The 20,642-nt window shown below is 68.1% G+C and carries 21 protein-coding genes and 1 tRNA gene; 11 read left to right on the forward strand and 11 right to left on the reverse strand.

Annotated elements, in window-relative coordinates; genetic code table 11:
• Positions 1-30 precede the first annotated feature (30 nt).
• A complete protein-coding gene (locus GGR12_RS01910) occupies positions 31-2,013 on the reverse strand; it encodes a potassium transporter Kup (protein WP_183202296.1) in 1,983 nt (660 codons plus the stop codon).
• A gap of 157 nt (positions 2,014-2,170) precedes the next feature.
• On the opposite strand from GGR12_RS01910, the gene GGR12_RS01915 reads away from it, so the two are divergent.
• The 3 genes from GGR12_RS01915 (at position 2,171) to GGR12_RS01925 (ending at position 3,944) form a co-directional block, all read left to right on the forward strand.
• Positions 2,171-2,641 (forward strand): Rrf2 family transcriptional regulator, encoded by a 471-nt coding sequence (locus GGR12_RS01915; RefSeq protein ID WP_183202298.1) that lies wholly within the window; start codon positions 2,171-2,173, stop codon positions 2,639-2,641.
• Between the two features lie 2 nt (positions 2,642-2,643).
• Positions 2,644-3,450 (forward strand): SDR family NAD(P)-dependent oxidoreductase, encoded by an 807-nt coding sequence (locus GGR12_RS01920; RefSeq protein ID WP_183202300.1) that lies wholly within the window; start codon positions 2,644-2,646, stop codon positions 3,448-3,450.
• A gap of 95 nt (positions 3,451-3,545) precedes the next feature.
• Positions 3,546-3,944, forward strand: coding sequence for a YidH family protein (locus GGR12_RS01925; protein WP_183202302.1), 399 nt, complete (start codon positions 3,546-3,548; stop codon positions 3,942-3,944).
• A gap of 62 nt (positions 3,945-4,006) precedes the next feature.
• Here the strand turns inward: GGR12_RS01925 and GGR12_RS01930 are convergent.
• Positions 4,007-4,081: transfer RNA gene (locus tag GGR12_RS01930), tRNA-Gly, on the reverse strand.
• A gap of 88 nt (positions 4,082-4,169) precedes the next feature.
• On the reverse strand, positions 4,170-4,952 hold the full coding sequence (locus GGR12_RS01935) for an SDR family NAD(P)-dependent oxidoreductase (protein ID WP_183202304.1): 783 nt from the start codon (positions 4,950-4,952) through the stop codon (positions 4,170-4,172).
• A 56-nt stretch (positions 4,953-5,008) separates the two neighbouring features.
• On the opposite strand from GGR12_RS01935, the gene GGR12_RS01940 reads away from it, so the two are divergent.
• The gene (locus GGR12_RS01940; RefSeq protein WP_183202306.1) at positions 5,009-5,413 is read left to right on the forward strand and encodes a YkvA family protein; all 405 of its coding nucleotides are present in this window, start codon (positions 5,009-5,011) and stop codon (positions 5,411-5,413) included.
• Here the strand turns inward: GGR12_RS01940 and GGR12_RS01945 are convergent.
• Positions 5,404-6,135 carry a 2OG-Fe(II) oxygenase family protein gene (locus GGR12_RS01945; protein WP_183202308.1) on the reverse strand — a complete coding sequence of 244 codons (732 nt, stop codon included), beginning with the start codon at positions 6,133-6,135 and terminating at the stop codon, positions 5,404-5,406. The two genes, GGR12_RS01940 and GGR12_RS01945, sit on opposite strands and share 10 nt — an antisense overlap.
• Positions 6,132-7,133, reverse strand: coding sequence for an NADPH:quinone oxidoreductase family protein (locus GGR12_RS01950; protein ID WP_183202310.1), 1,002 nt, complete (start codon positions 7,131-7,133; stop codon positions 6,132-6,134). The genes GGR12_RS01945 and GGR12_RS01950 overlap by 4 nt, the downstream gene beginning before the upstream one ends.
• 108 nt (positions 7,134-7,241) lie before the next feature.
• Here GGR12_RS01950 and GGR12_RS01955 point away from each other — a divergent pair, with 108 nt between their 5' ends.
• Positions 7,242-8,111 (forward strand): isoaspartyl peptidase/L-asparaginase family protein, encoded by an 870-nt coding sequence (locus GGR12_RS01955; protein ID WP_183202312.1) that lies wholly within the window; start codon positions 7,242-7,244, stop codon positions 8,109-8,111.
• A 232-nt stretch (positions 8,112-8,343) separates the two neighbouring features.
• Here GGR12_RS01955 and GGR12_RS01960 read toward each other — a convergent pair whose 3' ends face one another.
• Positions 8,344-8,715 carry a DUF1622 domain-containing protein gene (locus GGR12_RS01960; RefSeq protein ID WP_183202314.1) on the reverse strand — a complete coding sequence of 124 codons (372 nt, stop codon included), beginning with the start codon at positions 8,713-8,715 and terminating at the stop codon, positions 8,344-8,346.
• 270 nt (positions 8,716-8,985) lie between these two features.
• On the opposite strand from GGR12_RS01960, the gene GGR12_RS01965 reads away from it, so the two are divergent.
• From GGR12_RS01965 to GGR12_RS01975, 3 genes are read left to right on the forward strand one after another with little or no spacing between them, the layout of a single operon-like run.
• The gene (locus tag GGR12_RS01965) at positions 8,986-10,110 is read left to right on the forward strand and encodes a beta-keto acid cleavage family enzyme (RefSeq protein WP_183202316.1); all 1,125 of its coding nucleotides are present in this window, start codon (positions 8,986-8,988) and stop codon (positions 10,108-10,110) included.
• Positions 10,111-10,119: 9 nt separating this feature from the next.
• The gene (locus tag GGR12_RS01970) at positions 10,120-10,434 is read left to right on the forward strand and encodes a Rieske (2Fe-2S) protein (RefSeq protein ID WP_183202324.1); all 315 of its coding nucleotides are present in this window, start codon (positions 10,120-10,122) and stop codon (positions 10,432-10,434) included.
• A gap of 22 nt (positions 10,435-10,456) precedes the next feature.
• Positions 10,457-11,176 (forward strand): carboxymuconolactone decarboxylase family protein, encoded by a 720-nt coding sequence (locus GGR12_RS01975; RefSeq protein WP_183202326.1) that lies wholly within the window; start codon positions 10,457-10,459, stop codon positions 11,174-11,176.
• Positions 11,177-11,230: 54 nt separating this feature from the next.
• Here GGR12_RS01975 and GGR12_RS01980 read toward each other — a convergent pair whose 3' ends face one another.
• The 4 genes from GGR12_RS01980 to acnA form a co-directional block, all read right to left on the reverse strand.
• Positions 11,231-11,686: a MarR family winged helix-turn-helix transcriptional regulator gene (locus tag GGR12_RS01980; protein ID WP_183202327.1), complete on the reverse strand. Its 456-nt coding sequence runs from the start codon at positions 11,684-11,686 to the stop codon at positions 11,231-11,233.
• A 14-nt stretch (positions 11,687-11,700) separates the two neighbouring features.
• On the reverse strand, positions 11,701-12,993 hold the full coding sequence (locus GGR12_RS01985) for a S41 family peptidase (protein ID WP_183202329.1): 1,293 nt from the start codon (positions 12,991-12,993) through the stop codon (positions 11,701-11,703).
• Between the two features lie 80 nt (positions 12,994-13,073).
• Positions 13,074-15,128 (reverse strand): alkaline phosphatase D family protein, encoded by a 2,055-nt coding sequence (locus GGR12_RS01990; protein ID WP_221212181.1) that lies wholly within the window; start codon positions 15,126-15,128, stop codon positions 13,074-13,076.
• A 104-nt stretch (positions 15,129-15,232) separates the two neighbouring features.
• Positions 15,233-17,950 (reverse strand): aconitate hydratase AcnA, encoded by a 2,718-nt coding sequence (gene acnA / locus GGR12_RS01995; RefSeq protein WP_183202332.1) that lies wholly within the window; start codon positions 17,948-17,950, stop codon positions 15,233-15,235.
• A 162-nt stretch (positions 17,951-18,112) separates the two neighbouring features.
• Between acnA and ccmA the strand changes: the two genes are divergently transcribed.
• Positions 18,113-18,751 (forward strand): heme ABC exporter ATP-binding protein CcmA, encoded by a 639-nt coding sequence (gene ccmA / locus GGR12_RS02000; protein WP_425486201.1) that lies wholly within the window; start codon positions 18,113-18,115, stop codon positions 18,749-18,751.
• Between the two features lie 8 nt (positions 18,752-18,759).
• A complete protein-coding gene (ccmB, locus tag GGR12_RS02005) occupies positions 18,760-19,413 on the forward strand; it encodes a heme exporter protein CcmB (RefSeq protein ID WP_221212182.1) in 654 nt (217 codons plus the stop codon).
• A 184-nt stretch (positions 19,414-19,597) separates the two neighbouring features.
• Here ccmB and GGR12_RS02010 read toward each other — a convergent pair whose 3' ends face one another.
• Positions 19,598-19,822 (reverse strand): alkylphosphonate utilization protein, encoded by a 225-nt coding sequence (locus GGR12_RS02010; protein WP_183202336.1) that lies wholly within the window; start codon positions 19,820-19,822, stop codon positions 19,598-19,600.
• Between the two features lie 95 nt (positions 19,823-19,917).
• On the opposite strand from GGR12_RS02010, the gene ccmC reads away from it, so the two are divergent.
• On the forward strand, positions 19,918-20,640 hold the full coding sequence (gene ccmC / locus GGR12_RS02015; RefSeq protein ID WP_183202346.1) for a heme ABC transporter permease CcmC: 723 nt from the start codon (positions 19,918-19,920) through the stop codon (positions 20,638-20,640).
• The last annotated feature ends 2 nt before the right edge of the window (positions 20,641-20,642 follow it).

Here is a 20,642-nt window from a genome sequence, read left to right on the forward strand (position 1 = left end):
CCGAGTTGCGGCCGGACTCCGGCGGGCGGCTCACACCGACACCTGGGTGCCGAGCTCGACCACGCGGCCGGGCGGGATGTGGAAGAAGTCGGTGGGGTTGGCGGCGTTACGCATGAGGAAGATGAACAGCCTGTCCTGCCAGAGCGGCATGCCCTCGGTGGCCGAGGCGATGACCGAGCGTCGGCCGAGGAAGAAGCTGGTCGACATGATATCGAACTTCAGCCCCTGTTTGCGGCACACGCCCAGCGCCTTGGGCACATTGGGCTGTTCCATGAATCCGTAGGAGATGACCAGCTTCTTGAAGTCGTCCGAGATCGGCTCGATCGACACGCGATATTTTTCGGGCACGCGGGGGCGGTCGGTGGTGCGGACGGTCAGGATGACGTTCTTCTCGTGCAACACCTTGTTGTGCTTGAGATTGTGCATCAGGGCGACCGGCGCGATGTCCGGGTCCGAGGTCAGGAAGATGGCGGTGCCGGGCGCCCGGTGGGGCGGACGGGCGCGCAGCATCTCGATCAGGTCGGCCAGCGGCAGGCTGTCCTTGCGCGTCTTGGCGGTGAGAATCTGCGTGCCGCGCACCCAGGTCCACATCAGCAGGATCAGCAGCCCGCCCATGACCAGCGGGAACCAGGCCCCCTGCGGGATCTTCAGCATGTTCGAGGTCAGGAAGACCAGGTCCAGCGCCACCAGCGGGCTGATGACGGCCAGCGAGACCGGCACGCTCCACTTCCATAGTTTGCGGACGATGAACCAGGCCAGCAGGCTGTCGACGAACATCGAACCGGTCACCGCGATGCCGTAGGCGGCGGCGAGGGCGGTCGAGGTCTGGAACGTGACCAGCAGGGCCAGCACGCCCACCATCAGCAGCAGGTTGACCGATGGCACGAAGATCTGGCCGGCCTGGCTTTCAGAGGTGTTCTTGATGTCGATGCGCGGCAGAAGGCCCAGCTGAACCGCCTGCTGGGTGACCGAGAAGGCGCCCGTGATGACCGCCTGCGAGGCGATCACCGTGGCGATGGTGGCCATGATCAGCACCGGCCAGTAGGCGAAGTCCGGCACCATCATCCAGAAGGGGTTGGCGGCCGCTTCCCGGTGGGCGAGCACATTGGCCCCCTGACCGAGGTAGCACAGCGTCAGGCAGGGCAGGGCGAACCACAGCCAGCCCTGACGGATCGGCGCCTTACCGAAATGGCCCATGTCGGCGTAGAGCGCCTCGGCGCCGGTGACGGCCAGGAAGACGCTGCCGAGGATGACGAAGCCGAGGAAGCCGTTGTCGATCAGGAAGACCACGCCGTAGTGCGGCGACAGCGCCCGGAAGATCGAGGGGTCGTCGAAGATATGATAGACGCCCAGCCCCGCCAGGATGAGGAACCACAACCCCATCAGCGGCCCGAAGAAGCGCGCCACCCGGGCGGTGCCGTGCGACTGGATCATGAACAGGGCGATCAGGATGCCCGCCGCGATGGGCAGCACCCAGGCGTCGAGTTGTCCGGACAGGCCAGGCGCGTCCCGCAGACCCTCGACCGCCGACAGAACCGACACCGCGGGCGTGATCACGCCGTCGCCGTAGAACAGCGCCGCGCCGCAGACGCCCAGAATGAAGATCAGGCCGGAGCGCCGGCCGACGGCGTGTTGCGCCAGCGCCATCAGCGCCAGGGTGCCGCCTTCGCCTTTGTTGTCCGCCCGCATCAGGAAGACGACGTACTTCAGCGTCACCACGAGGATGAGCGCCCAGAACACCAGCGAAACCACGCCGAGGATAGCCAGTTCGTCGGCGCCGCCGCCCCGCGAGTGATGCAGCGCCTCGCGCATCGCATAGAGGGGGCTGGTGCCGATGTCGCCGAAGACGACGCCGATGGCGCCGACGATAAGGGCCATCTTGCCCGATTGGGCGTGACCGTGCTCGTCCGCGGCCGCGGGATGCGGCGGCGGGGCGGAGGAATCGGCTGAAGATAGAGTGCTGGAGGCGGCGGCGTTGTCGCCGGCTTCACCTTGGGGAGAGGCCCCGACCATGAAGTTCCTCCGGGCTCCGCTGCATGCGGCCCCATCAAAAGAGCCGCGAGCCTTTAGGCCCTTTCAATACCGGATTCAATCGTGCTGCACGTGCGAAGGTTGCGCCGGTTTGTGAAAGGACGCATGCACGCTTATCTTGGGTCTGAAACGAGCGCCCATGTCCGACAGCCAACGCTTCCCCGTCGCCGCCCATTCGCTGGCCTATCTGGCCCACAAGGGCGCCTACTCGCCGGCCGACGCCGCGCCGAGCGCGGTTCTGGCCGCCTCCGTCCCGACCAACCCTGTCGTCGTGCGGCGGGTCACCGCCCTGCTGGCCAAGGCGGGCCTGATCGCGACCCGTCCGGGCGCCTCCGGCGGGGCCTGGCTGCTGCGTCGGCCCGAGGATATCAGCCTGGATGAGGTGCTGAAGGCCGTGAACGGCTGCGCCCACATCGGTTCGCCGCCGGCCGGGGCCAAGGGCTGTCCGGTCAGCGAACATATCCCCCGCCAGGTCGCCAAGGCCCTGACCGCCGCCGATCGGGCCGCGGGCGAGGCCCTGGCGAAGATCACCATCGCCGACCTGCTGGCAGAGAACCCGCCGTCGCTGGCGGCCTTCGCACCCCATTCGTCCTGCCCGGTAGCCGCCTGAGCGTGAGTCGGGGCGATCGTCGCACCGTCCTGATCACAGGCGCGTCCGCCGGCATCGGCGCGGCGCTGGCGCGGGTGTTCGCCGGCCATGGCTGGGACCTGATCCTGACCGCGCGCCGCGAGGACCCCTTGCGCACGCTGGCGGCGGAACTCTCGGGCATGGGCGCCCACGCAACGGTGATCCCTGAGGACCTGGCCGACCCTGAGGCCCCGCGTCGTCTGCTGGCCGCGATCGCCGACTGCGACCTGCAGGTGGACGGCCTGGTCAACAACGCCGGCTTCAGCCGCACGGCGGGTTTCCTGCGGACCGATCCCGCGTCTCATGAGGCCATGATACGGGTGATGCTGACGGCGCCGGTCGAACTGGCCCGTCTGTTCGCCCCCGGCATGGTCGAGCGTGGCCATGGGCGGATCCTGAACGTCGCCTCGCTGGCCGGTCAGATGCCGGCGACCGGCGGCGACACGCTGTACGGGCCGATCAAGAGCTTCCTGATCAAGGCCTCACAGGGGCTGCACCTGGAATTGCGCGGGACGGGGGTGCATGTGACCGCCCTGTGCCCCGGCTACACCCTGACCGAGTTCCACGACGTCAACGGAACGCGGGCCGAGGTCTCGACGGCCTATCCCGCCTGGATGTGGCAGACGGCCGAACACGTGGCCGACGTGGGCTACCGGGCGGTCGAGACCAACCGGCCGAAGGTCACGCCGGGCGCCATGAACAATGTGCTGGCGGGACTGGCCAAACACCTGCCGGACGCCATGGCGCTGAACATGGTCGGCGGTCACGCGCGGCGGCTGAAGCGGATCTGATACCCGGCCAATGGGGACGCCCTGTCAGGGACAACCCTGATGGCGCGCGCGCCGACTACCCCTGACGGTGAGGCATCCTCCAGGGATGCCCTCCGATGACCAACGAAGCCGCTCCGACCCATCTGCTGCCTCCGGTCCTGCCGCAGGACCTCGGCACCGTACGGACCATCATGGCTGCGGACCGGACGCTGATGGCGTGGGTGCGGACCTCGCTGTCGATGTACAGCTTCGGCTTCACCATCTACAAATTTCTGGAGACGGCGGCCCAGCAGAGTGAACTGGCGCACCCCGAAAGCCCGCAGCGGGTGGGGTTGTTCCTGGTCGGTCTGGGGACGCTGTCGATGGTTCTGGGGGTGTTCAGCTACTGGCTGACGCTGAAGGACCTGCGCCGCACCGAGGAGTTCCGGCTGGGCCGGCCCACCCTGATCATCTCGACGATCATGATGCTCGGCGGCGTCGTGCTGTTCTGCTCGATGGCGTCCCGCTGGGTTTAGCCCGGCCCATAACGCCAAACAGCAAAAAGGCCCGGTCCGAAGACCGAGCCCTTTGTTTCGACTGGAGCGGGCGAGGCGATTCGAACGCCCGACCCTCACCTTGGCAAGGTGATGCTCTACCCCTGAGCTACGCCCGCACTCCGTGGGGCGGCGAGGCCGTCCCGTGTCGAGGAGGGGGCGTATAGCGGAGGGTTGCTGACCCTCGCAAGCCCCCTGCTCAAGAATTTAGCGCGGAGCCAGTCGGATGGCCCCATCCAGGCGGATGCATTCGCCGTTGATGTAGACGTTGCGGGCCAGCTCCAGCACCAGCGAGGCGTAGTCGGCGGGCGTGCCGAGACGGCTGGGGAAGGGGATGGCCGCGGCCAGGGCGTCCTGGATCTTCTGATCCATTCCGGCCATCATCGGCGTCCACATGATGCCGGGCAGGATGGTGTTCACGCGGACGCCTTCCTGGGCCAGGTCGCGGGCGACCGGCAGGGTCATGGCGTAGACGCCGCCCTTGGACGCCGAATAGGCCGCCTGGCCGATCTGGCCGTCCTGGGCCGCCACCGAGGCGGTGTTGACGATCAGGCCGCGCTCGCCGTCGGCCATCGGCTCCAGCGTCACCATGCCGAGCGCCGACTGCGACAGGACGCGGTAGGTGCCGAACAGGTTCACGCGGACGGTGCGCTCGAACGAGGCCATGTCGTGGGCGCGGATCTCGCCGGTGTCCTTCTTGCGGCTGACCGTCTTCTGGCCGGTGGCGATGCCGGCGCAGTTGACCGTCAGGCGCTCCTGGCCGTGGGCGGCGCGGGCCTTTTCGAAGGCGGCGGCGACCGAGGCGTCGTCCGTGACGTCGACCTTGCAGAAGACGCCGCCGATTTCGGCCGCGATGGCCTCGCCCCGTTCCTCGTTCAGGTCGAACAGGGCGACCTTCGCGCCCGTGGCGGCGATGGCGCGCGCCGTGCCTTCACCCAGGCCCGAGGCCCCGCCCGTCACCACCGCTGCGATCGAACCGTCGAGTTTCATGGCCGAAGCCCCTATGTTGGTATGAACCTGAGAATGTCGCGGGGGGTTTAGCCGCCATGACCGTCAATGCCAAACCGATCAGCCCGGACGAGGCCATAGACCCGTCGCGCGCCCTCGTGCCCGCGGTGCAGCGGGTCAACGAGGTCCGGGTCAGCAAGGGCTTCTGGCCCAAGATCCGCCGGACGGCGGCGCGCATTCCGTTCGCCGGCCAGGCTCTGTCTGTCTGGTTCGCCGCCCGCGACCCCGAAACGCCGGCGGCGGCCAAGGGGATCATGGTCGGGGCGCTGGCCTATTTCGTCCTGCCCGTGGACGCCATTCCGGACATCTTCGCCGGCATCGGCTTCACCGACGACGCGGCGGTGATCGCGGCCTTGCTGGCGACCCTGGGGGCCAATATCAAGCGCCGCCACAAGGACCAGGCCGACGCGGCGCTGGAAAAGCTCAAGTCCGATCAGGGCTGATCCCCGATCGGTTCGTTCGAGCGCAGCCAGCCGGTGATCGACAGCCGGTCCTTCGGCGCGAAACTGGCCACCTGACCGACCGCATGCGCCTTGGGCACGGCGAAGATGTTCAGGGTGTTGAACGAGGGCACGAAGCCGTCGGCGATGTGGCCGTCGCCGTCGAAGAAGATCAGCGCCCCGCCCCAGTCGGCGTACCATTCGCGGGTCATGTTCAGGACATAGGCGTAGAGCCGGTTCTTGCCCGGGGCGACGTCCGTGTGGGCCGTCAGCGCATGGCCGGGCCGGTAGCGGGTGGCCTGGGCGTCGGCGAAGTCGATGCGGTCGTCGCCGGTCACCGCCCGGACGAAGGCGATGAACTCCGGGCTGTTCAGGAAGGCCGGGACCTCGCTGACGGCGTCCGGCGTGGTGTCCTCGAACCCCTCGACCGTCAGGCGGCGGGTGTCGAAGATGTACTGCATGCGGGGGCTGTTGCCGTCGATGCGGGCGCCGTCGATCCAGGACTGCTTGTCCGGCTCGGCGGCGATGCGGCCGAGCAGGGGCAGTTCGAACAGCTCGCCGCTGGCCGCGACGCTGATGCGCCAGTTATCGAAGACCTCCATGGCCACGGCCACGGCCTCGGCGCTGTCGTCGTCCATCAGGCCGGGGATGCGCAGCCGGCGTTTTGCGGCGAAGGCGGCGGCGAGGGCGTCGACGTCGAGGGCGGAAGAGAGCCTCAGCGTCACGCGTCCACCGTCACCACGACCTTGCCCATCACCGACCGGTCGCCCAGCGCCTTGATGGCCTCGTGGGCGCGTTCCAGCGGGAAGGTGCGGCTGACGCGCGGCTTGATCTTGCCCTCGCTCCAGAATTTGAACAGGTCGGCCATGTTGGCGGCGTGGGCGGCCGGGTCGCGCATGACGGCGGCGCCCCAGAACACGCCGATGACCGACACCGACTTCAGCAGGGTCAGGTTCAGCGGCAGGGAAGGGATGCCGGCCGGGAAGCCGACCACCAGATAGCGGCCGTTCCAGTCCATCGAGCGCAGGGCCGGCTCGCAATAGTCGCCGCCGACCGCGTCATAGACCACGTCCGGGCCGTCGCGGCCCGAGGCCAGCTTCAGCTCGCCCGACAGCTCCTTCTGGGCCGCCTTGTCCATGCCGCCGGACGGATAGATCAGGCCGTTGTCGGCCCCGGCCTCCAGCGCGAACTGGACCTTGTCGTTGGTCGAGGCGGCGGCGATGACGCGCGCGCCCATGGCCTTGCCCAGTTCGACCGCGGCGACGCCGACGCCGCCCGCGGCGCCCAGCACCAGCAGGGTCTCGCCCTCCTTCAGCTGCGCCCGGTCCTTCAGGGCGTAGTAGGAGGTGCCGTAGGTCATGGTCAGGGCCGCGGCGGTCTGGAAGTCCATGGCGTCGGGGATCTTCATCACCGAGGCGGCGGGCACGGCCAGGCGCTCGACCATGCCGCCCCAGCCGGGCACGGCGATGACGCGGTCGCCCTTGCGCACGCCGGTGACGCCTTCACCGACCGCCTCGACCACGCCGGCCACCTCGCCGCCGGGCGAGAAGGGGCGCTGCGGCTTGAACTGGTATTTGTCCTCGATGATCAGGGTGTCGGGGAAGTTGACCCCGATGGCCCTCACATCGATCACGACCTCGCCCTTCATCGGGCGGGGATCCATGATGTCCTCGACGACGAGGGATTCCGGGCCGCCGACGGCCTTGGACAGCACTGCGCGCATAGAGTTCCTTCCCGGGGAGGGTGCGCACAGCCCATGTGGCGCGCGCGGTCGGCAGACGCTAATCAGCGGCACGCCCGAATAAAAGAGGCGATCAGGAGACGACCCCCCATGACGGCTCTCATCCTCCACGGCGGCGCCGGCGCCCGGCGCGAGCGCAACTACGACCGCGAGGTCGTGCACATGCGCGAAGTGGTGGAGGCGATGAAGGCCCGGCTGGACGCCGGCGCCCCCGCGCTGGACGTGGCGGTCGAGGCGATCGTGATGCTTGAGGACTCCGGCCTGTACGTCGCCGGCCGCGGCGCCTCGCCCAACCTGGCCGGACAGTACGAGCTGGACGCCAGCCTGATGGACGGCGACGGCCGCCGTCCGGGCGCGGTGGCGGCCCTGCAGGGCTTTCGCAACCCGATCCGCGCCGCCCGTGCGGTGCTGGACCACACGCCGCACGTGATGCTGGTGGGCGAGGGGGCTGCGAGTTTCTGCGCCGCCCAGGGGCTGGATCGGATCGAGGACCCTGAGGCCTGGTTCACCCGCGCCGGCCAGGGCGAGGACAATCATCCGCCGGGGACGCTGAGCCACGGCACGGTCGGCTGCTGCGTGCTGGACGCCAACGGCCGGCTGGCGGCGGCGACCTCGACCGCCGGCGTGTTCGGCAAGATGCCGGGCCGGGTGGGCGACACCCCGATCCTGGCCGCCGGCACCTGGGCCGACGACCGCATCGCCGCCTCGGGCACCGGCCAGGGCGAATATTTCATGCGCGTGGCCGCCACCGCCCAGGTCAGCTGGCGCGTCGCCGCCGGCCAGTCGCTGGCCGAGGCGACCCAGGGCGTCATCGACGAGATCGGCGGCCTGGGCGGCGACGGCGGCCTGATCGCTCTCGACCGCGCCGGCAACATCGCCCAGCCCTTCAACAGCCAGGGCATGAAGCGCGCCTGGCTGACCATGGGCGGCGAGATCGGCGTCGAGGTGTTCGGGCGCTGAGTGAGACTCCGGCGGAAGAAAAAACCGGTCTCACGAGTCTCACAGTCTCACCTGGCGTCGGGCGGCGAGGTCGGCTTCAGACCCGGACTTCAGACTCCGGACGGCGAAAAAACAGTCTGAAGAGTCTGAAGAGTCCAATCCGACACCTCCGCCAATGGCCCCGGAGGGACCACGGCGGCAGGATGGCACGGCCCTGCGTCAGAATCGGACGTGGGGCGTGACGGCGAGCTCTCTAGTGCGCAGCGACGGCCTTCTTCTTTCGGCTCGCCCTGTGAGCCTCGCCCAGGACCTCCATATCGCGTTCAAGGAACAGGTTGAGGAAGGTGCGGATGCCTGCGATGGCGGCCAGGCGGCCGATATCGTCCCAGGTCGGGGCCACTGCGGTCTCGGCTATGTCGGCGGCCAGGGCGAACTCCAGCGCCAGGACGATCACGCCGGCGAAATGCAGCCATATGCGTCGCCTGACGTCGAGGTCGGCGAAACTGCGCCAGTTCCAGACCAGCCGGCCAAAGGCGAAGACGGCCCCGCCGGCCAGCAGAAACACCGAGATCGTGACGCAGAACAGGGCGACCAGTTCCGCGAACTCCTTGACGCTTGCCTCCATACCGCCCTCCATCCGCTTGCGCGCCATAGGACGGCGGGGACCCTGCTCCCGATATCGGCTTTAACCCCGAGCCCCTCGGCGCGGGACCCTGGGGTGAGCTTTTCCGGGACGGTCGCCATAACGGCGCTCGGTCAACGATGGAGGGGCGGATCGGGTCAAACGGCCCGGCGCTCCCCTAGGGCGGGCGCACAGGGGTCTGGGGGTTTCACCTCATATCGTCTGGAGGTTGATCGCAGCACAGTCGCCGTGGACGTCCAACGGAGACTGGCCATGTACTTCACCGATGACTCTCTGCTGCCGGAAAATCAGGACCCGCTGATCATCACGGCCGCGCCTTATGGGCCGATGTGGCTGCCCGAGGACTATCCGACCGACATCGACGTGAGCTGGGACGCCCAGGTGCAGAAGGCGGTCGACTGCTACAACGCCGGGGCCACCGTCCTTCACATCCATGTCCGCGACCCGCAGACAGGTAAGATTTCCAAGAACTTCAACGAGTACAACGACCAGATCGGACGCCTGCGCAACGCCGTGCCGAAAATGGTGCTGCAGGTCGGCGGCTCTATCTCCTTCGCGCCGCCCGCAGACGGCGAGATGGCGCAGTGGCAGGGCTACGACACCCGCCACATGCTCACCGAGATCAACCCGAAGCCGGACCAGATCACCGTCGCCGTTGGCACGTCGCAGTGGGACATCACCTCGATCAGCAGCTTGCAGGACTGGCCCGATCGCATGGCCAATGAGCAGACCATGTGGGCCTTCGCCAACATGTCGGTCGACGCCCTGCCGGACTTCTACATCGAGCACCTGAAGCGGCTGAAGACGGCGGGCATCCAGCCCTATTTCGCGCTCGGCCACATCCACGGTCTCGAGATCGTCGAGCGGTTGATCCGCCGCGGCCAATACATGGGCCCCGTGAACGGCTTCTTCAGCATGGGCGGCGGCGGCACTTGCGGGGTCAATCCGTTCGACTGGATGGAGCTGGTCCGCCGCACGCCGCAGGGCTCGATCTGGACCTACCAGACCATGTTCCGCCACTCCTATCCGCTCGCGGCGATGATGATCGCGCTCGGTCAGCACACACGTGCCGGCATCGAGGAAAATCTCTGGGACACGACGCCCGGCAAGCGGCTGACCTCCGTCCAGATGATCGAGAAGCATGTTCGCATGGCCAAGGAACTCGGTCGCCCTGTCGCCACCGCCGAGGAAGCCCGCGAGATCATGAAGCTCGGCGTCACCTACAACTCGACCGAAGAGACGCTGCTCGCCCTAGGCCTGCCGCCCAATCGCCCCGCCGGCGAGCGGGGTTTCATCACCTACCCCGACACGACCGGGAAGGTCGCCTCCGCCTATCGCGCCGGGTCGGACGGGCACGCCCTCGCCGGCGAATACTAGGCCACCCGAATGGCCGAGTTCACCAAGGTGACCACGGTCGACAAACTGCCGCCCGGCCGGGGGGCGAGCGTTCGCATTGGAGCGACCGACGTCGCAGTCTTCAACGTGGGCGGCGTCTTCCACGCCATCGACGGCGTCTGCCCGCATCAGGGCGGCTTGCTGGGCCTCGGAAGGTTGAGTGGCTGCGTCGTCAAATGTCCCGAGCACGGGATGCGCTTTGATGTGACTACTGGCACGTCGCCGGGCGCGCCGCCGGGTGGCGGTCTTGCCTGCAAGGTCTTCGAAGTGAAGGTCGAGGGCGACGACGTAATGGTCTCGGTGTGAGCCAGGCCGCAGGAACGGAGCGATGAACAGGGACGCGGCGGTCAATCCATGGGGTCCTTCGTTCGACAAGCTGGCCGAGTGGGACCCCGACGGCGCAAAGGTGCTTCTGAAGGTCGGCACGAGCCCGTGGACCAGCGGTGTCCTTCCGCGCAAGGAGGTCGAGCTGATCGCTCTGGCGATCTACTGCGCCTGTACAAACCTCAACGAGGCGGGGACTCGTCGGCATGTCCGGGGCGCGCTCGACGCGGGCGCGACGCGCGATGAGGTGCTACTGGTCTTCAAGTTGGGCGCGGCGCTCGCCATCCATTCGTGCAGCCTCGGCGCGCCGATCCTGCTGGAGGAGATGGAGGCGGCGGGCGTGAAGGCCGCCGACGTGCTGACACCACCGACCCCGGCATGCGACGCGATGCGTGAGATCGGCCAATGGAACACAGCCTGGGACCCATTTTACGAGCTGTCGCCGAGCTGGACGGACGACTTCTTTGCCCTCGGCGCGGCCGTCTACCAGAGCGGCGTCTTCTCGCCCCGCTTCGTCGAACTGCTCAGCATCGCCCTGGACGCCTCAATCACTCACATGTACGCGCCTGGCACGCGGCGGCACATCAGAGGCGCGCTGCGGGCCGGCGCCACGCCGGAAGAGATCATGACGGTGTTGCACCTGTGCGTGTCGATGGGCCTGGAGGCTTGCGCCGCGGGCGTGCCGATCCTGGCGGAAGAACTGGACCACCGTGGCCGCGGTTGATGGGCCGCGGCCTGGGGAGCGGATGGGGCTGCCGCGCGGATCGCCCGCCGTCCTTCAGCCGACCATGCGGTCGATCAGCGGGCGGGACCGGAGGGAGGTGATCGCGCGATTTATGGTGTCGAATACGGGACCCGCGTCCGCTTCCATTTCGGCGTAGGCGCGCTCGAATTCCCCGTTCAGGCTTTCGAGCAAGGCGAGCTGTTCGCGGCCCTTGTCCGTGAGCTCGATCAGGATGGCGCGCTGGTCGGTCGGATCGGGGCGGCGGGTGACCAGTCCCAGGGTCACCAGTTTCGGCACCTTTTGTTGGATGAGCTGGTGTGAACGGTCCAGGGCGCGGACGAGCTCGGCGACGGACACCGGACCGAGCGTCGCGATGGCGCCCAGCAGGGACGAGGACTTGACCGGAATAACGAGGCCGGCGCGCTTGAAGACCTCCGCCGATTGCTGCTCGATCAGCTCGCTCAGCTGCTCGCTGAGGCGACCCAGGAAGGTGCGGTCCAACTCGATCATCGCCTGACGGCTCCTCAATCCAGGCGACGCCAGGCAGCCGTCTCGCCGGACTTCCACACCCGCTCCAGGCCGCTGACAACACCATTATCGCGCACCAGACGGAACCGGTAATCGTCCGTCCCCTGGACCGCGAACAGATCCTTCCCGATCGGCTCAAGCGCGAGAACGAAGCGGTCCCGCCAGTGGTAGGAGAGACCGGTCGGGGTGCGAGCCAGGGTTCGGCCTTCGTACGCGCCGACCGCGTCATCGATGTCGGCGGCGCTCACGGTCTCGCCGGACAGCGTGAATTTGACGGGGATCAGGGCCCATGCGGCATCGGTGTCGCCGGCGTCCGCCCGGCGCTGCAGGAGGAATTTCTGCGCCGTCAGCAGGGCGTCCGAGGCCGGGACGGCAAGGTCGGGGGTCACGCCGACGCCCTCGAAATCCTGGCCGTCGACGGGATCCCGGATCTGACCGAACGGCACCTGCAGCATGAACCGGTCGTCGATCGGAACCTGGGTGACCGGATGCGCGCCGCCGGCCGTCTGCTCGCCGATCACGGTCGCCCGGCCGAGACGCTGCAGCGAGAACGCCATCCATTCGGCGGCGGAGAAGGACGTCGATCCGGTCAGCACCACGACGGGCATGTCCGGCGACCGCTGGCCGGGAACGGCCGGCAGGCTCCACTGGCTGCGCTCCACGCGGACTCCGTTCTCGCTGTAATAATAGTCGAAGAATTTCTGATCCTTACCTGCGGGGTAGAGGTAGCTCATCAGGAACTGCGCCATCTCGAGGACGCCGCCGTTGTTGTAGCGAAGGTCGATGATCAGCCCCTCGGCGCCCTCGGCGAAGCGCATGGCCCCGGCCGCCGTATCCTGGGCGTCCTGCGGATCGGCGAAGAAATCGAACCGGACATAGGCCAGGCCTCCATCCAGCCGCCTGGCGTCGCGGAAGCCGAAATTGGCCGCCCGCTCGCTGTCGCGTTGAGCCTGGGTGGTTGTCTGGCCGTCCGCCTTGGCTTGGTTGGCCGCGACGACGGCGGCAGGATCGAAGGCCACCGAGAAATGCAGATCGCCGCTCGCCTTGACGAGCCCCTGGGCGAGACTTTCGGCGAACCGATCCGCTTCGACCGGCGCGGCCTGGATCCGGCTGTCCAGCTCGGTGGAGATGGCCGGGATGCGGTCAGGAAAGACGTAGGTCTGCCGCAGCGCCGCTTCGAGGTGGGTCACGACCTGCCGCTGCGCCTCACGATCCAGGGTCTGGGCGAGGGCGGGCGTCGGGGCCAGCAAGGCGACGGCCAACAGCGAAGCAAGCAGGCGAGCAAACATTTCAGATCCAGATATGAAATATATTGCGCAATATGTTGTAATAACCGGTCCTGTCAATCGTCAGGGGCCGGTGACCGGTTTCAGATCGCGAGGCCGGGGTCGCCTTCGAGGATTTCCTGCCGGAGCACGGGACGCTCGCCCGGCCGCCAGAGCGAGACGCGATGCGCCACGCGATAGACCAGCGGTCCGCCGTCGTCGGTTTCGCTGCGCTCCAGCGGAATGGGGATGCAGACGAATTCGGTCTCGAGCTCGTCCTTGCTCGCCCGCACCGTCGTGTAGCCGTGACCAGCGTAGTCGAGGAACTTCAGATGCGGCGCCAGCTCAGGGTTCCGCGCCGCGCGGGCCTGGGCGGGATCTCCGGTTTCCCTCAGGACTAGCGACGACTGCACCCCGTGCATGAGGGTCATGTTCCAGCTGCACGCCATCGAGCCGTCGGGCTTGTCGTGAATGTTGAGGGCCCGGAGGGGCCGGTCCTTCGGCATGGTCAGCTGCTGCACCTCGCCCAGGGTCTGGGCGGAGATGGAGCCGGTGACGAACTCGACGCCGACCGGATCGAATGCGCGGGGCGGCAGGGTTTTCGAGGGGTAGCCGGCCCAGAAGGCGTGCCGGTCGCCGGCGACGATGGTGAAGCCGGTGATGCCTTCGTCGCGGACCATGTCGAAGACTTCGCCGTGCTCCAGGCCGTAGGCGCCGGTGGTCACGCCGTAGCCCGCGCCCGCCGGCCACTGGTCCGCGAACTCAGCGGGCAGGTTCTGCGGATCGGTGCGGCCGGTGAGGGTGCCGAACGAATGGCCCCAGATCTTCCACGGCGCCCGGGCGGCGCGCAGACGGTCCTTGAACCAGGCCATCTGGTCGAGGCCGAGATACGCCTCGGGCGGCGCGTCCACGTGCGGATTGGGAAACTCGATATCGTCGCCGACGCGAATGACGGCGGGCGGAGAGCCGCCCGCGTATTCCCGGGCCTGATCCAGAATCTCGAGCATCTGTTCGGGCATCGCCGCGAACCTGATCTCCGGCAGACCCTCGTAGTTGCCGCCCGGTGATCCGAAGGACCGGTTGTCGGTCAGGATCATGTCGACGTTCTTGCCGTACCGGAACGCGCGCTGAATCTGGAGGGCGGTGATGGCGGCCAGATTGTTGGGCTCCAGGCCGACGCCCCGCGCGTCGAGTTCGGCGAGAGGCCTGTTCTCCACGGCCGGCGCCTCGAAGGGGTCTCCGCTTCCCGGCTTGCGGACCCGCGCGGGCTGATACTCGTACCAAGCCTGGCTGGCCGCGACCTTGAGCGTCTGGGCGGGGCGGATCTCGCCGTTAATGATCTGCTGGCTCTGGTAGGAGCGCCAGTTGAACTCGTGATTGTCCCAGACGGGAACGAATGGCCACTGCGCGCGGGCCTCCTGCAGATCGGGATCGAGCAGGTAGCCGCGATAGGCTGTGCGATAGTCGTCCAGGTCCGCCGGGATGTGGAAGGTGCTGACCTTCTCGCCGGTCGGATAGCGGACGATGTCGCGCAGACGCCGGCCCCGCTCCATGCCGCCCGGCCGCTCTTCGGCGTACCACACCAGTTCGTAGAGGAAGTCGCCGAGGTGCAGGACGAAGCCCAGCTGTTCGTCGCGCGACCGGCGGGCGTCCTCGAAGAGCATGCGCCGGTAGGCGTTGAGCGCGCCCTGGGTGACGTCCTGACAGCTGACGAAGGCGAATTTCACCGGTCGATCGTCGTCGTCGGCCGGCGCGGTCAGGGTGCGACCGACCCGGCTGGTGTTCCCCGCCTCGTCGATGAAGCGGTACCAGTACTCCCGCGCCGGCTTCAGCCCGGCCGCCAGGAAGCGACAGGTCCAGTCCGTCGCGGCGGTGATCGCGACGTCGCCGCGCGCGTCGATGTTCCGGAACCCCGGATCGCTCGCAACCTCGACCGTCAGCCGGTGCGAGGCGGCATCGCCGTCCGGCGCCCGCCGGGTCCACAGGATCACGCTGTCCGCACGGGGATCGCCCGAGGCGACGCCCTGCGGGAAGAGGTCGCGGCGTTCGCTGCGGGCGCCTGTCATCGCATGGGCGGAGGCCGGTCCGAACGCCAGCGCGGCGCCGAGAGCCGCGGCCTGGGCGGCGAAGGCTCGCCGCGAAAGCGCAAATTCATCCACCGCCCGTTCCTCCCGAACCGGCGCCACCTTCCACGGCCTTTGCGGCAATGAAAAGGGCCCGCGGATCGCTCCGCGGGCCCTCGTTCATTCGTGCTGTCGCGACCCTATTCGGCGGCGACGGCTTCCGGGCCGCGGGCCAGGTTGCGCAGGACGTAGGGCATGACGCCGCCGGCCTTGAAGTAGTCCAGCTCGGTCTGGTTATCGATGCGGCAGCGGACCGGGAAGCGGGCCATCTTGCCGTCCGACGGACGGAACAGCTCGACCCACAGGTCCTGACGCGGACGCAGCTTGCCGATGTTGACGTCCGACAGGCCGCGGATGGTGACGATCTCCTCGCCCGTCAGGTTCAGCTTCTGCCAGCCTTCCTGTTTGAACTGCAGCGGCACGACGCCCATGCCGACCAGGTTCGAGCGGTGGATGCGCTCGTAGCTTTCGGCGATGACGGCGCGGACGCCCAGCAGGCGGGTGCCCTTGGCGGCCCAGTCACGCGACGAGCCGGTGCCGTATTCCTTGCCGGCGAAGACGACCAGCGGTCGGCCTTCCGACTGGTAGCGCATGGCCGCGTCGTAGATCGACATGGTGTCGTTCGACGGGAAGTGTTTGGTCACGCCGCCTTCGATGTCGGGCGTGATCTTGTTGCGGATGCGGATGTTGGCGAAGGTGCCGCGCATCATGACTTCGTGGTGGCCGCGGCGGGCGCCGTAGCTGTTGAAGTCCAGGGCGTCGACGCCGCGGTTGGTCAGATAGACGCCGGCGGGCGAGGTCTTCTTGATCGAACCGGCCGGGCTGATGTGGTCGGTGGTGATCGAGTCGCCGAAGATCGCCAGCACGCGGGCTTCGACGATGTCGCTGACCGGGGTCGGCTCCATCGACAGGCCTTCGAAGTACGGCGGGTTGGCGACGTAGGTCGAACTATCATCCCAGCTGTAGGTCTGGCCGCCGGCGACCTTGATGGCCTGCCAGTGCTTGTCGCCCTTGAAGACGTCCTTGTAGCGCTTGGCGAACATGGCCGGGGTGACCGACTTCTTCTGGATGTCGGCGATCTCCTTGGAGGTCGGCCACACGTCCTTCAGGAAGACGTCCTTGCCCTTCTTGTCCTGACCGATCGGGTCCTTGGTGATGTCGATGCGCATCGAGCCCGCGAGCGCATAGGCGACGACCAGCGGCGGCGAGGCCAGGTAGTTGGCCTGGACGTCCGGGTTCACGCGGCCTTCGAAATTGCGGTTGCCCGAGAGCACCGAGGTGGCGACCAGGGCGTTGTCGTTGATCGTCTTCGAGATCGCCGGATCCAGCGGGCCCGAGTTGCCGATGCAGGTGGTGCAGCCGTAGCCGACCAGGTTGAAGCCCAGCGCGTCGAGGTCCTTCTGCAGGCCGGCGTCGGTCAGGTAGTCGGTGACGACCTGCGAACCGGGAGCCAGCGAGGTCTTGACCCACGGCTTGACCTTCATGCCCAGGGCGTTGGCCTTGCGGGCCACCAGGCCGGCGGCGATCAGGACCGACGGGTTGGAGGTATTGGTGCAGCTGGTGATGGCGGCGATGACGACGTCGCCGTCGCCGACCGTGAACTTCTCACCCTCGACGGCGGCGCGCGGGGCGTCGGTCGGACGGTTGAAGACTTCGCCCAGCGCGGTTTCGAACGACGGAGCGGCGACGGTCAGTTCGACGCGGTCCTGCGGACGCTTCGGACCGGCCAGCGACGGCACGACGGTCGAGATGTCGAGTTCCAGAACGTCGGTGAAGACCGGGTCTTCCGAGGTCTCGTCGATCCAGAGCCCTTGAGCCTTCGCATAGGCCTCGACCAGGGCGACGCGCGCCTTGTCGCGGCCCGTGGCGGTCAGATAGTCGATGGTCGCGCGCGACACCGGGAAGAAGCCGCAGGTGGCGCCGTATTCCGGAGCCATGTTGGCGATGGTGGCCTGATCCTCGATGGTCATGCCGGTCAGGGCGTCGCCGAAGAACTCGACGAACTTGCCGACCACGCCCTTCTTGCGGAGCATCTGGGTGACGGTCAGCACCAGGTCGGTGGCGGTCGCGCCTTCCGGCAGGGCGCCAGTCAGTTTGAAGCCGATGACTTCCGGGATCAGCATCGGGATCGGCTGGCCCAGCATGGCGGCCTCAGCCTCGATGCCGCCCACGCCCCAGCCCAGAACGGCCAGGCCGTTGATCATGGTGGTGTGGCTGTCGGTGCCGACGACGGTGTCGGGATAGGCGACGGTCTTCTTGCCTTCTTCCAGCGTCCAGACGGTCTGGGCCAGGTTCTCCAGGTTGACCTGGTGGCAGATGCCGGTGCCCGGGGGCACGACGCGGAAATTGTTGAAGGCCGACGAACCCCAGCGGAGGAAGTTGTAGCGCTCGATGTTGCGCTCGTACTCGCGCTCGACGTTCTGGTTGAACGAGCCGGCGGTGCCGAAGTGGTCGACCATGACCGAGTGGTCGATGACCAGGTCGACGGGGTTCAGCGGGTTGATCTTGGTCGCGTCGGCGCCGAGGGCCGACATGGCGTCGCGCATGGCGGCCAGGTCGACGACGGCCGGAACGCCGGTGAAGTCCTGCATCAGCACGCGGGCCGGGCGGAAGGCGATCTCGTGCTCGACCGAGCCCTTGTTCTCGATCCATGCGGCGACGGCGCGCAGGTCGGCCTCGGTGACCGAGACGCCGTCCTCGTTGCGGAGAAGGTTCTCCAGCAGGACCTTCATCGAGCGCGGCAGGCGCGAAATGCCGGTCAGGCCCGCTTCCTCGGCGGCCGGAAGGCTGTAATAGGCGTATTTCTTGCGCCCGACGGAAAGGTCCTGACGGGTCTTGAGGCTGTCGTTCGACGGCATGGAGAGGCTTCCTCTGGTCAACGCCGCCCGACAATCCGGTTGCACGTTCACGCGACTGACGAAGGGGCTCACAGGTCCCCGACGCGCGCGGCGAACGCCTGCTGCGGCGGCAGCGGATATAGCGATGGTTGCAGTTCCCGTCCATGTATCCACGACGCTGTCATGGGTATTGAGAGGGGTTCGCAACTGGACCGTCCGCGGATGATCTCGATTTCGGGCCTGAGCCTGTCCCGCGGGGAGCGCGTGCTGTTCCGCGACCTGTCGCTGACGCTGGCGTCCGGCGAGGCCGTGGCGCTGACCGGAGCCAACGGCGCGGGCAAGACCTCGCTGCTCCGCGCGGTCGCCGGCTTCATCCGCCCGGATGCCGGCAACATCTCCTTCGCCGATGTCGAGGCGGACGAGGCGCGGGCGAAACACATTCACTGGCTGGGCCATCTGGACGGGCTGAAGGGCGCGCGGCCGGCGCGGGATGAACTGGCCTTCCAGGCCGAGTGGCTGGGCGCGGGCCATGACGGGATCGCGGCGGCGATCGACGTGCTGGCGCTGGAGCCTCTGCTGGACCTGGAGGTGCGCAAGCTGTCGGCGGGGCAGCGGCGGCGGCTGGCGTTCGCGCGGCTGATCGCGGTGCAGCGGCCGATCTGGCTGCTGGACGAACCGCTCAGCCCGCTGGACGCGCGCTGGCGCGAGGCGCTGGGCGTGCTGATGCAGGCGCATCTGGATCGCGGCGGAGCCATCCTGGCGGCGGTGCACGATCCGCTGCCGGTGGCGGCGCGGGCGCTGGATATCGGAGGCGGCCGGTGAGGGCGCTGATGATCTTGTGGCGGCGCGAGCTGGCGCTGGCCTGGGCGGGCGGCGGTGGGCCGCTGCTGGCCTGCGGTTTCTTCCTGTGCCTGACGGCGATGGTGCCGCTGGCGGCCGGGGGCGATCCGGCGGGGCTGAGGCCGGTGGCGGGCGGGATCGCCTGGGTGGCCCTGGCGGTGGCCTCGATCCTGTCGCTGGAGAGGCTGTTCGAGCGCGATTTCGAGGACGGGGCGCTGGACCTGATCGCGCTCGGGCCCGTGCCGCTGGAGCTGGTCGTCATCGCCAAGGCCAAGGCGCAGTGGATGGCCGTCGGCTGGCCACTGGCCCTGACCGCGCCGGTCGCCGCCATCACCCTCGGCCTGCCGCCGGCGCTGGCGCCGCTGGCCGGACTGGCGGCCCTGATCGGCGGACTGGGTTTCGCCCTGACCGGGGCCCTGGGCGCGGCCCTGGCGCTGGGCTCGAAGCGCGGCGGCCTGCTGATCGCGGTGGTGGTGCTGCCGCTGTTCATTCCGCCGGTGGTGTTCGGCGCGGGCGTGCTGGAGCGCGCCGCCAACGGCCTGTCGCCGTTGCCGGCCCTGGCCTTCCTGGCGGCATACGTGCTGTTCGCGGGCGTGGTGACGCCGTTCGCCGGCGCGGCGGCGATCCGCAACGCGCAGGGGTGATGTCTTCGCCGGCGTAGCCGGCATTCCAGGTCGGTTGGTTCGGCACGAAGGACACCAAGGCGGCACGAAGAACACGAAGGACGCGGCGTTTGGCCCGATCCCTTCGTGCCCTTTGTGAATCCTTCGTGGCCTTCGTGCCGAACCAGCAGGCCTCTGGATTGAGCCCGGCTGCGCCGGGAAGGCCTCAGGCCTTCTTGACGAACTCGGTGCGCAGTACGAGGCCGCGGACCTTTTCGACGTTGGCCTCGATCTCCTCGGCGTCGCCGGTCAGGCGGATGTTCTTCACCATCGTGCCGCGCTTCAGGGTGACGCCGCCCGAACCCTTGACCTTCAAGTCCTTGATCAGGGTGACGCTGTCGCCGTCGGCGAGGATGTTGCCGTTCGAGTCGCGGACGATGTCGTCGCTCATGGGAGCCTCCTGATCAGGCGCGACCCTCTAGCACATGGGACGATCACGGCCTCAAGTAGCGCGAAGCGCGATAGGTCTCTAAGAGACCGTCGATCATGTTCGGCCTCGCCAATCCCGACCGCTTCCTGCGCTTCACCCGACCGCTCACGCCCGTGGCGTGGGGCGTGGCCGTCGTGTTGCTGGCCATTGGAGTCTGGCTGTCGTTCACCGCGCCCGAGGACTACCAGCAGGGCGACACGGTGCGGATCATGTTCGTGCATGTGCCGGCCGCCTCGCTGGGGCTGATGGCCTATGGCGCGCTGGGCGTGTCGAGCTTCTTCGCCCTGGTGTTCCGCCATCCGCTGGCCGACGCCGCCGCCCGCGCCGCGGCCCTGCCTGGCGCCGCCTTCACGGCGCTGGCCCTGATCACCGGCAGCCTGTGGGGCAAGCCGATGTGGGGCGCCTGGTGGGCGTGGGGCGACGCGCGGCTGATGTCGGTGCTGATCCTGTTCCTGTTCTACATCGGCTACATGGCGCTGCGCGCCTCGATCGACGACGAGACCAAGGCCGCCCGCGCCGCCGCCGTGCTGGGCCTGGTCGGTCTGATCAATCTGCCGATCGTCAAATTCTCGGTCGACTGGTGGAACACCCTGCACCAGCCGGCCTCGCTGCTGCGCATGGGCGGACCGTCGATGAGCGAGGTCTTCCTGGCCCCGCTGCTGACCATGATGGCGGCCTATGCGGCGCTGTTCCTGGCGGTCTGGCTGACCTCCATCCGCACCGAGATCGTGCGCCGCCGCGTGCTGACCCTGCGCGCCCGCAAGGCGCTGGAGGCCTGACG

This window comes from Brevundimonas lenta (genome assembly GCF_014196335.1).
Classification (GTDB): domain Bacteria; phylum Pseudomonadota; class Alphaproteobacteria; order Caulobacterales; family Caulobacteraceae; genus Brevundimonas; species Brevundimonas lenta.

What these genes read in the sequence shown, in the direction of transcription:
- GGR12_RS01950 (WP_183202310.1), bottom strand. Translation starts at nt 7,133, where the DNA reads ATGCGCGCAGTGCTGTCCAAGGCCGTCGGCGGCCCGGAATCCCTCGTC.
- GGR12_RS01985 (WP_183202329.1), bottom strand. Translation starts at nt 12,993, where the DNA reads ATGTTTGCTCGCCTGCTTGCTTCGCTGTTGGCCGTCGCCTTGCTGGCC.
- acnA (WP_183202332.1), bottom strand. Translation starts at nt 17,950, where the DNA reads ATGCCGTCGAACGACAGCCTCAAGACCCGTCAGGACCTTTCCGTCGGG.
- GGR12_RS01935 (WP_183202304.1), bottom strand. Translation starts at nt 4,952, where the DNA reads ATGAAACTCGACGGTTCGATCGCAGCGGTGGTGACGGGCGGGGCCTCG.
- GGR12_RS01955 (WP_183202312.1), top strand. Translation starts at nt 7,242, where the DNA reads ATGACGGCTCTCATCCTCCACGGCGGCGCCGGCGCCCGGCGCGAGCGC.
- GGR12_RS01970 (WP_183202324.1), top strand. Translation starts at nt 10,120, where the DNA reads ATGGCCGAGTTCACCAAGGTGACCACGGTCGACAAACTGCCGCCCGGC.
- ccmA (WP_425486201.1), top strand. Translation starts at nt 18,113, where the DNA reads ATGGGTATTGAGAGGGGTTCGCAACTGGACCGTCCGCGGATGATCTCG.
- GGR12_RS01965 (WP_183202316.1), top strand. Translation starts at nt 8,986, where the DNA reads ATGTACTTCACCGATGACTCTCTGCTGCCGGAAAATCAGGACCCGCTG.
- GGR12_RS01940 (WP_183202306.1), top strand. Translation starts at nt 5,009, where the DNA reads ATGACCGTCAATGCCAAACCGATCAGCCCGGACGAGGCCATAGACCCG.
- GGR12_RS01980 (WP_183202327.1), bottom strand. Translation starts at nt 11,686, where the DNA reads ATGATCGAGTTGGACCGCACCTTCCTGGGTCGCCTCAGCGAGCAGCTG.
- GGR12_RS01915 (WP_183202298.1), top strand. Translation starts at nt 2,171, where the DNA reads ATGTCCGACAGCCAACGCTTCCCCGTCGCCGCCCATTCGCTGGCCTAT.
- ccmC (WP_183202346.1), top strand. Translation starts at nt 19,918, where the DNA reads ATGTTCGGCCTCGCCAATCCCGACCGCTTCCTGCGCTTCACCCGACCG.
- GGR12_RS02010 (WP_183202336.1), bottom strand. Translation starts at nt 19,822, where the DNA reads ATGAGCGACGACATCGTCCGCGACTCGAACGGCAACATCCTCGCCGAC.
- GGR12_RS01925 (WP_183202302.1), top strand. Translation starts at nt 3,546, where the DNA reads ATGACCAACGAAGCCGCTCCGACCCATCTGCTGCCTCCGGTCCTGCCG.
- GGR12_RS01960 (WP_183202314.1), bottom strand. Translation starts at nt 8,715, where the DNA reads ATGGAGGCAAGCGTCAAGGAGTTCGCGGAACTGGTCGCCCTGTTCTGC.
- ccmB (WP_221212182.1), top strand. Translation starts at nt 18,760, where the DNA reads ATGATCTTGTGGCGGCGCGAGCTGGCGCTGGCCTGGGCGGGCGGCGGT.
- GGR12_RS01975 (WP_183202326.1), top strand. Translation starts at nt 10,457, where the DNA reads ATGAACAGGGACGCGGCGGTCAATCCATGGGGTCCTTCGTTCGACAAG.
- GGR12_RS01910 (WP_183202296.1), bottom strand. Translation starts at nt 2,013, where the DNA reads ATGGTCGGGGCCTCTCCCCAAGGTGAAGCCGGCGACAACGCCGCCGCC.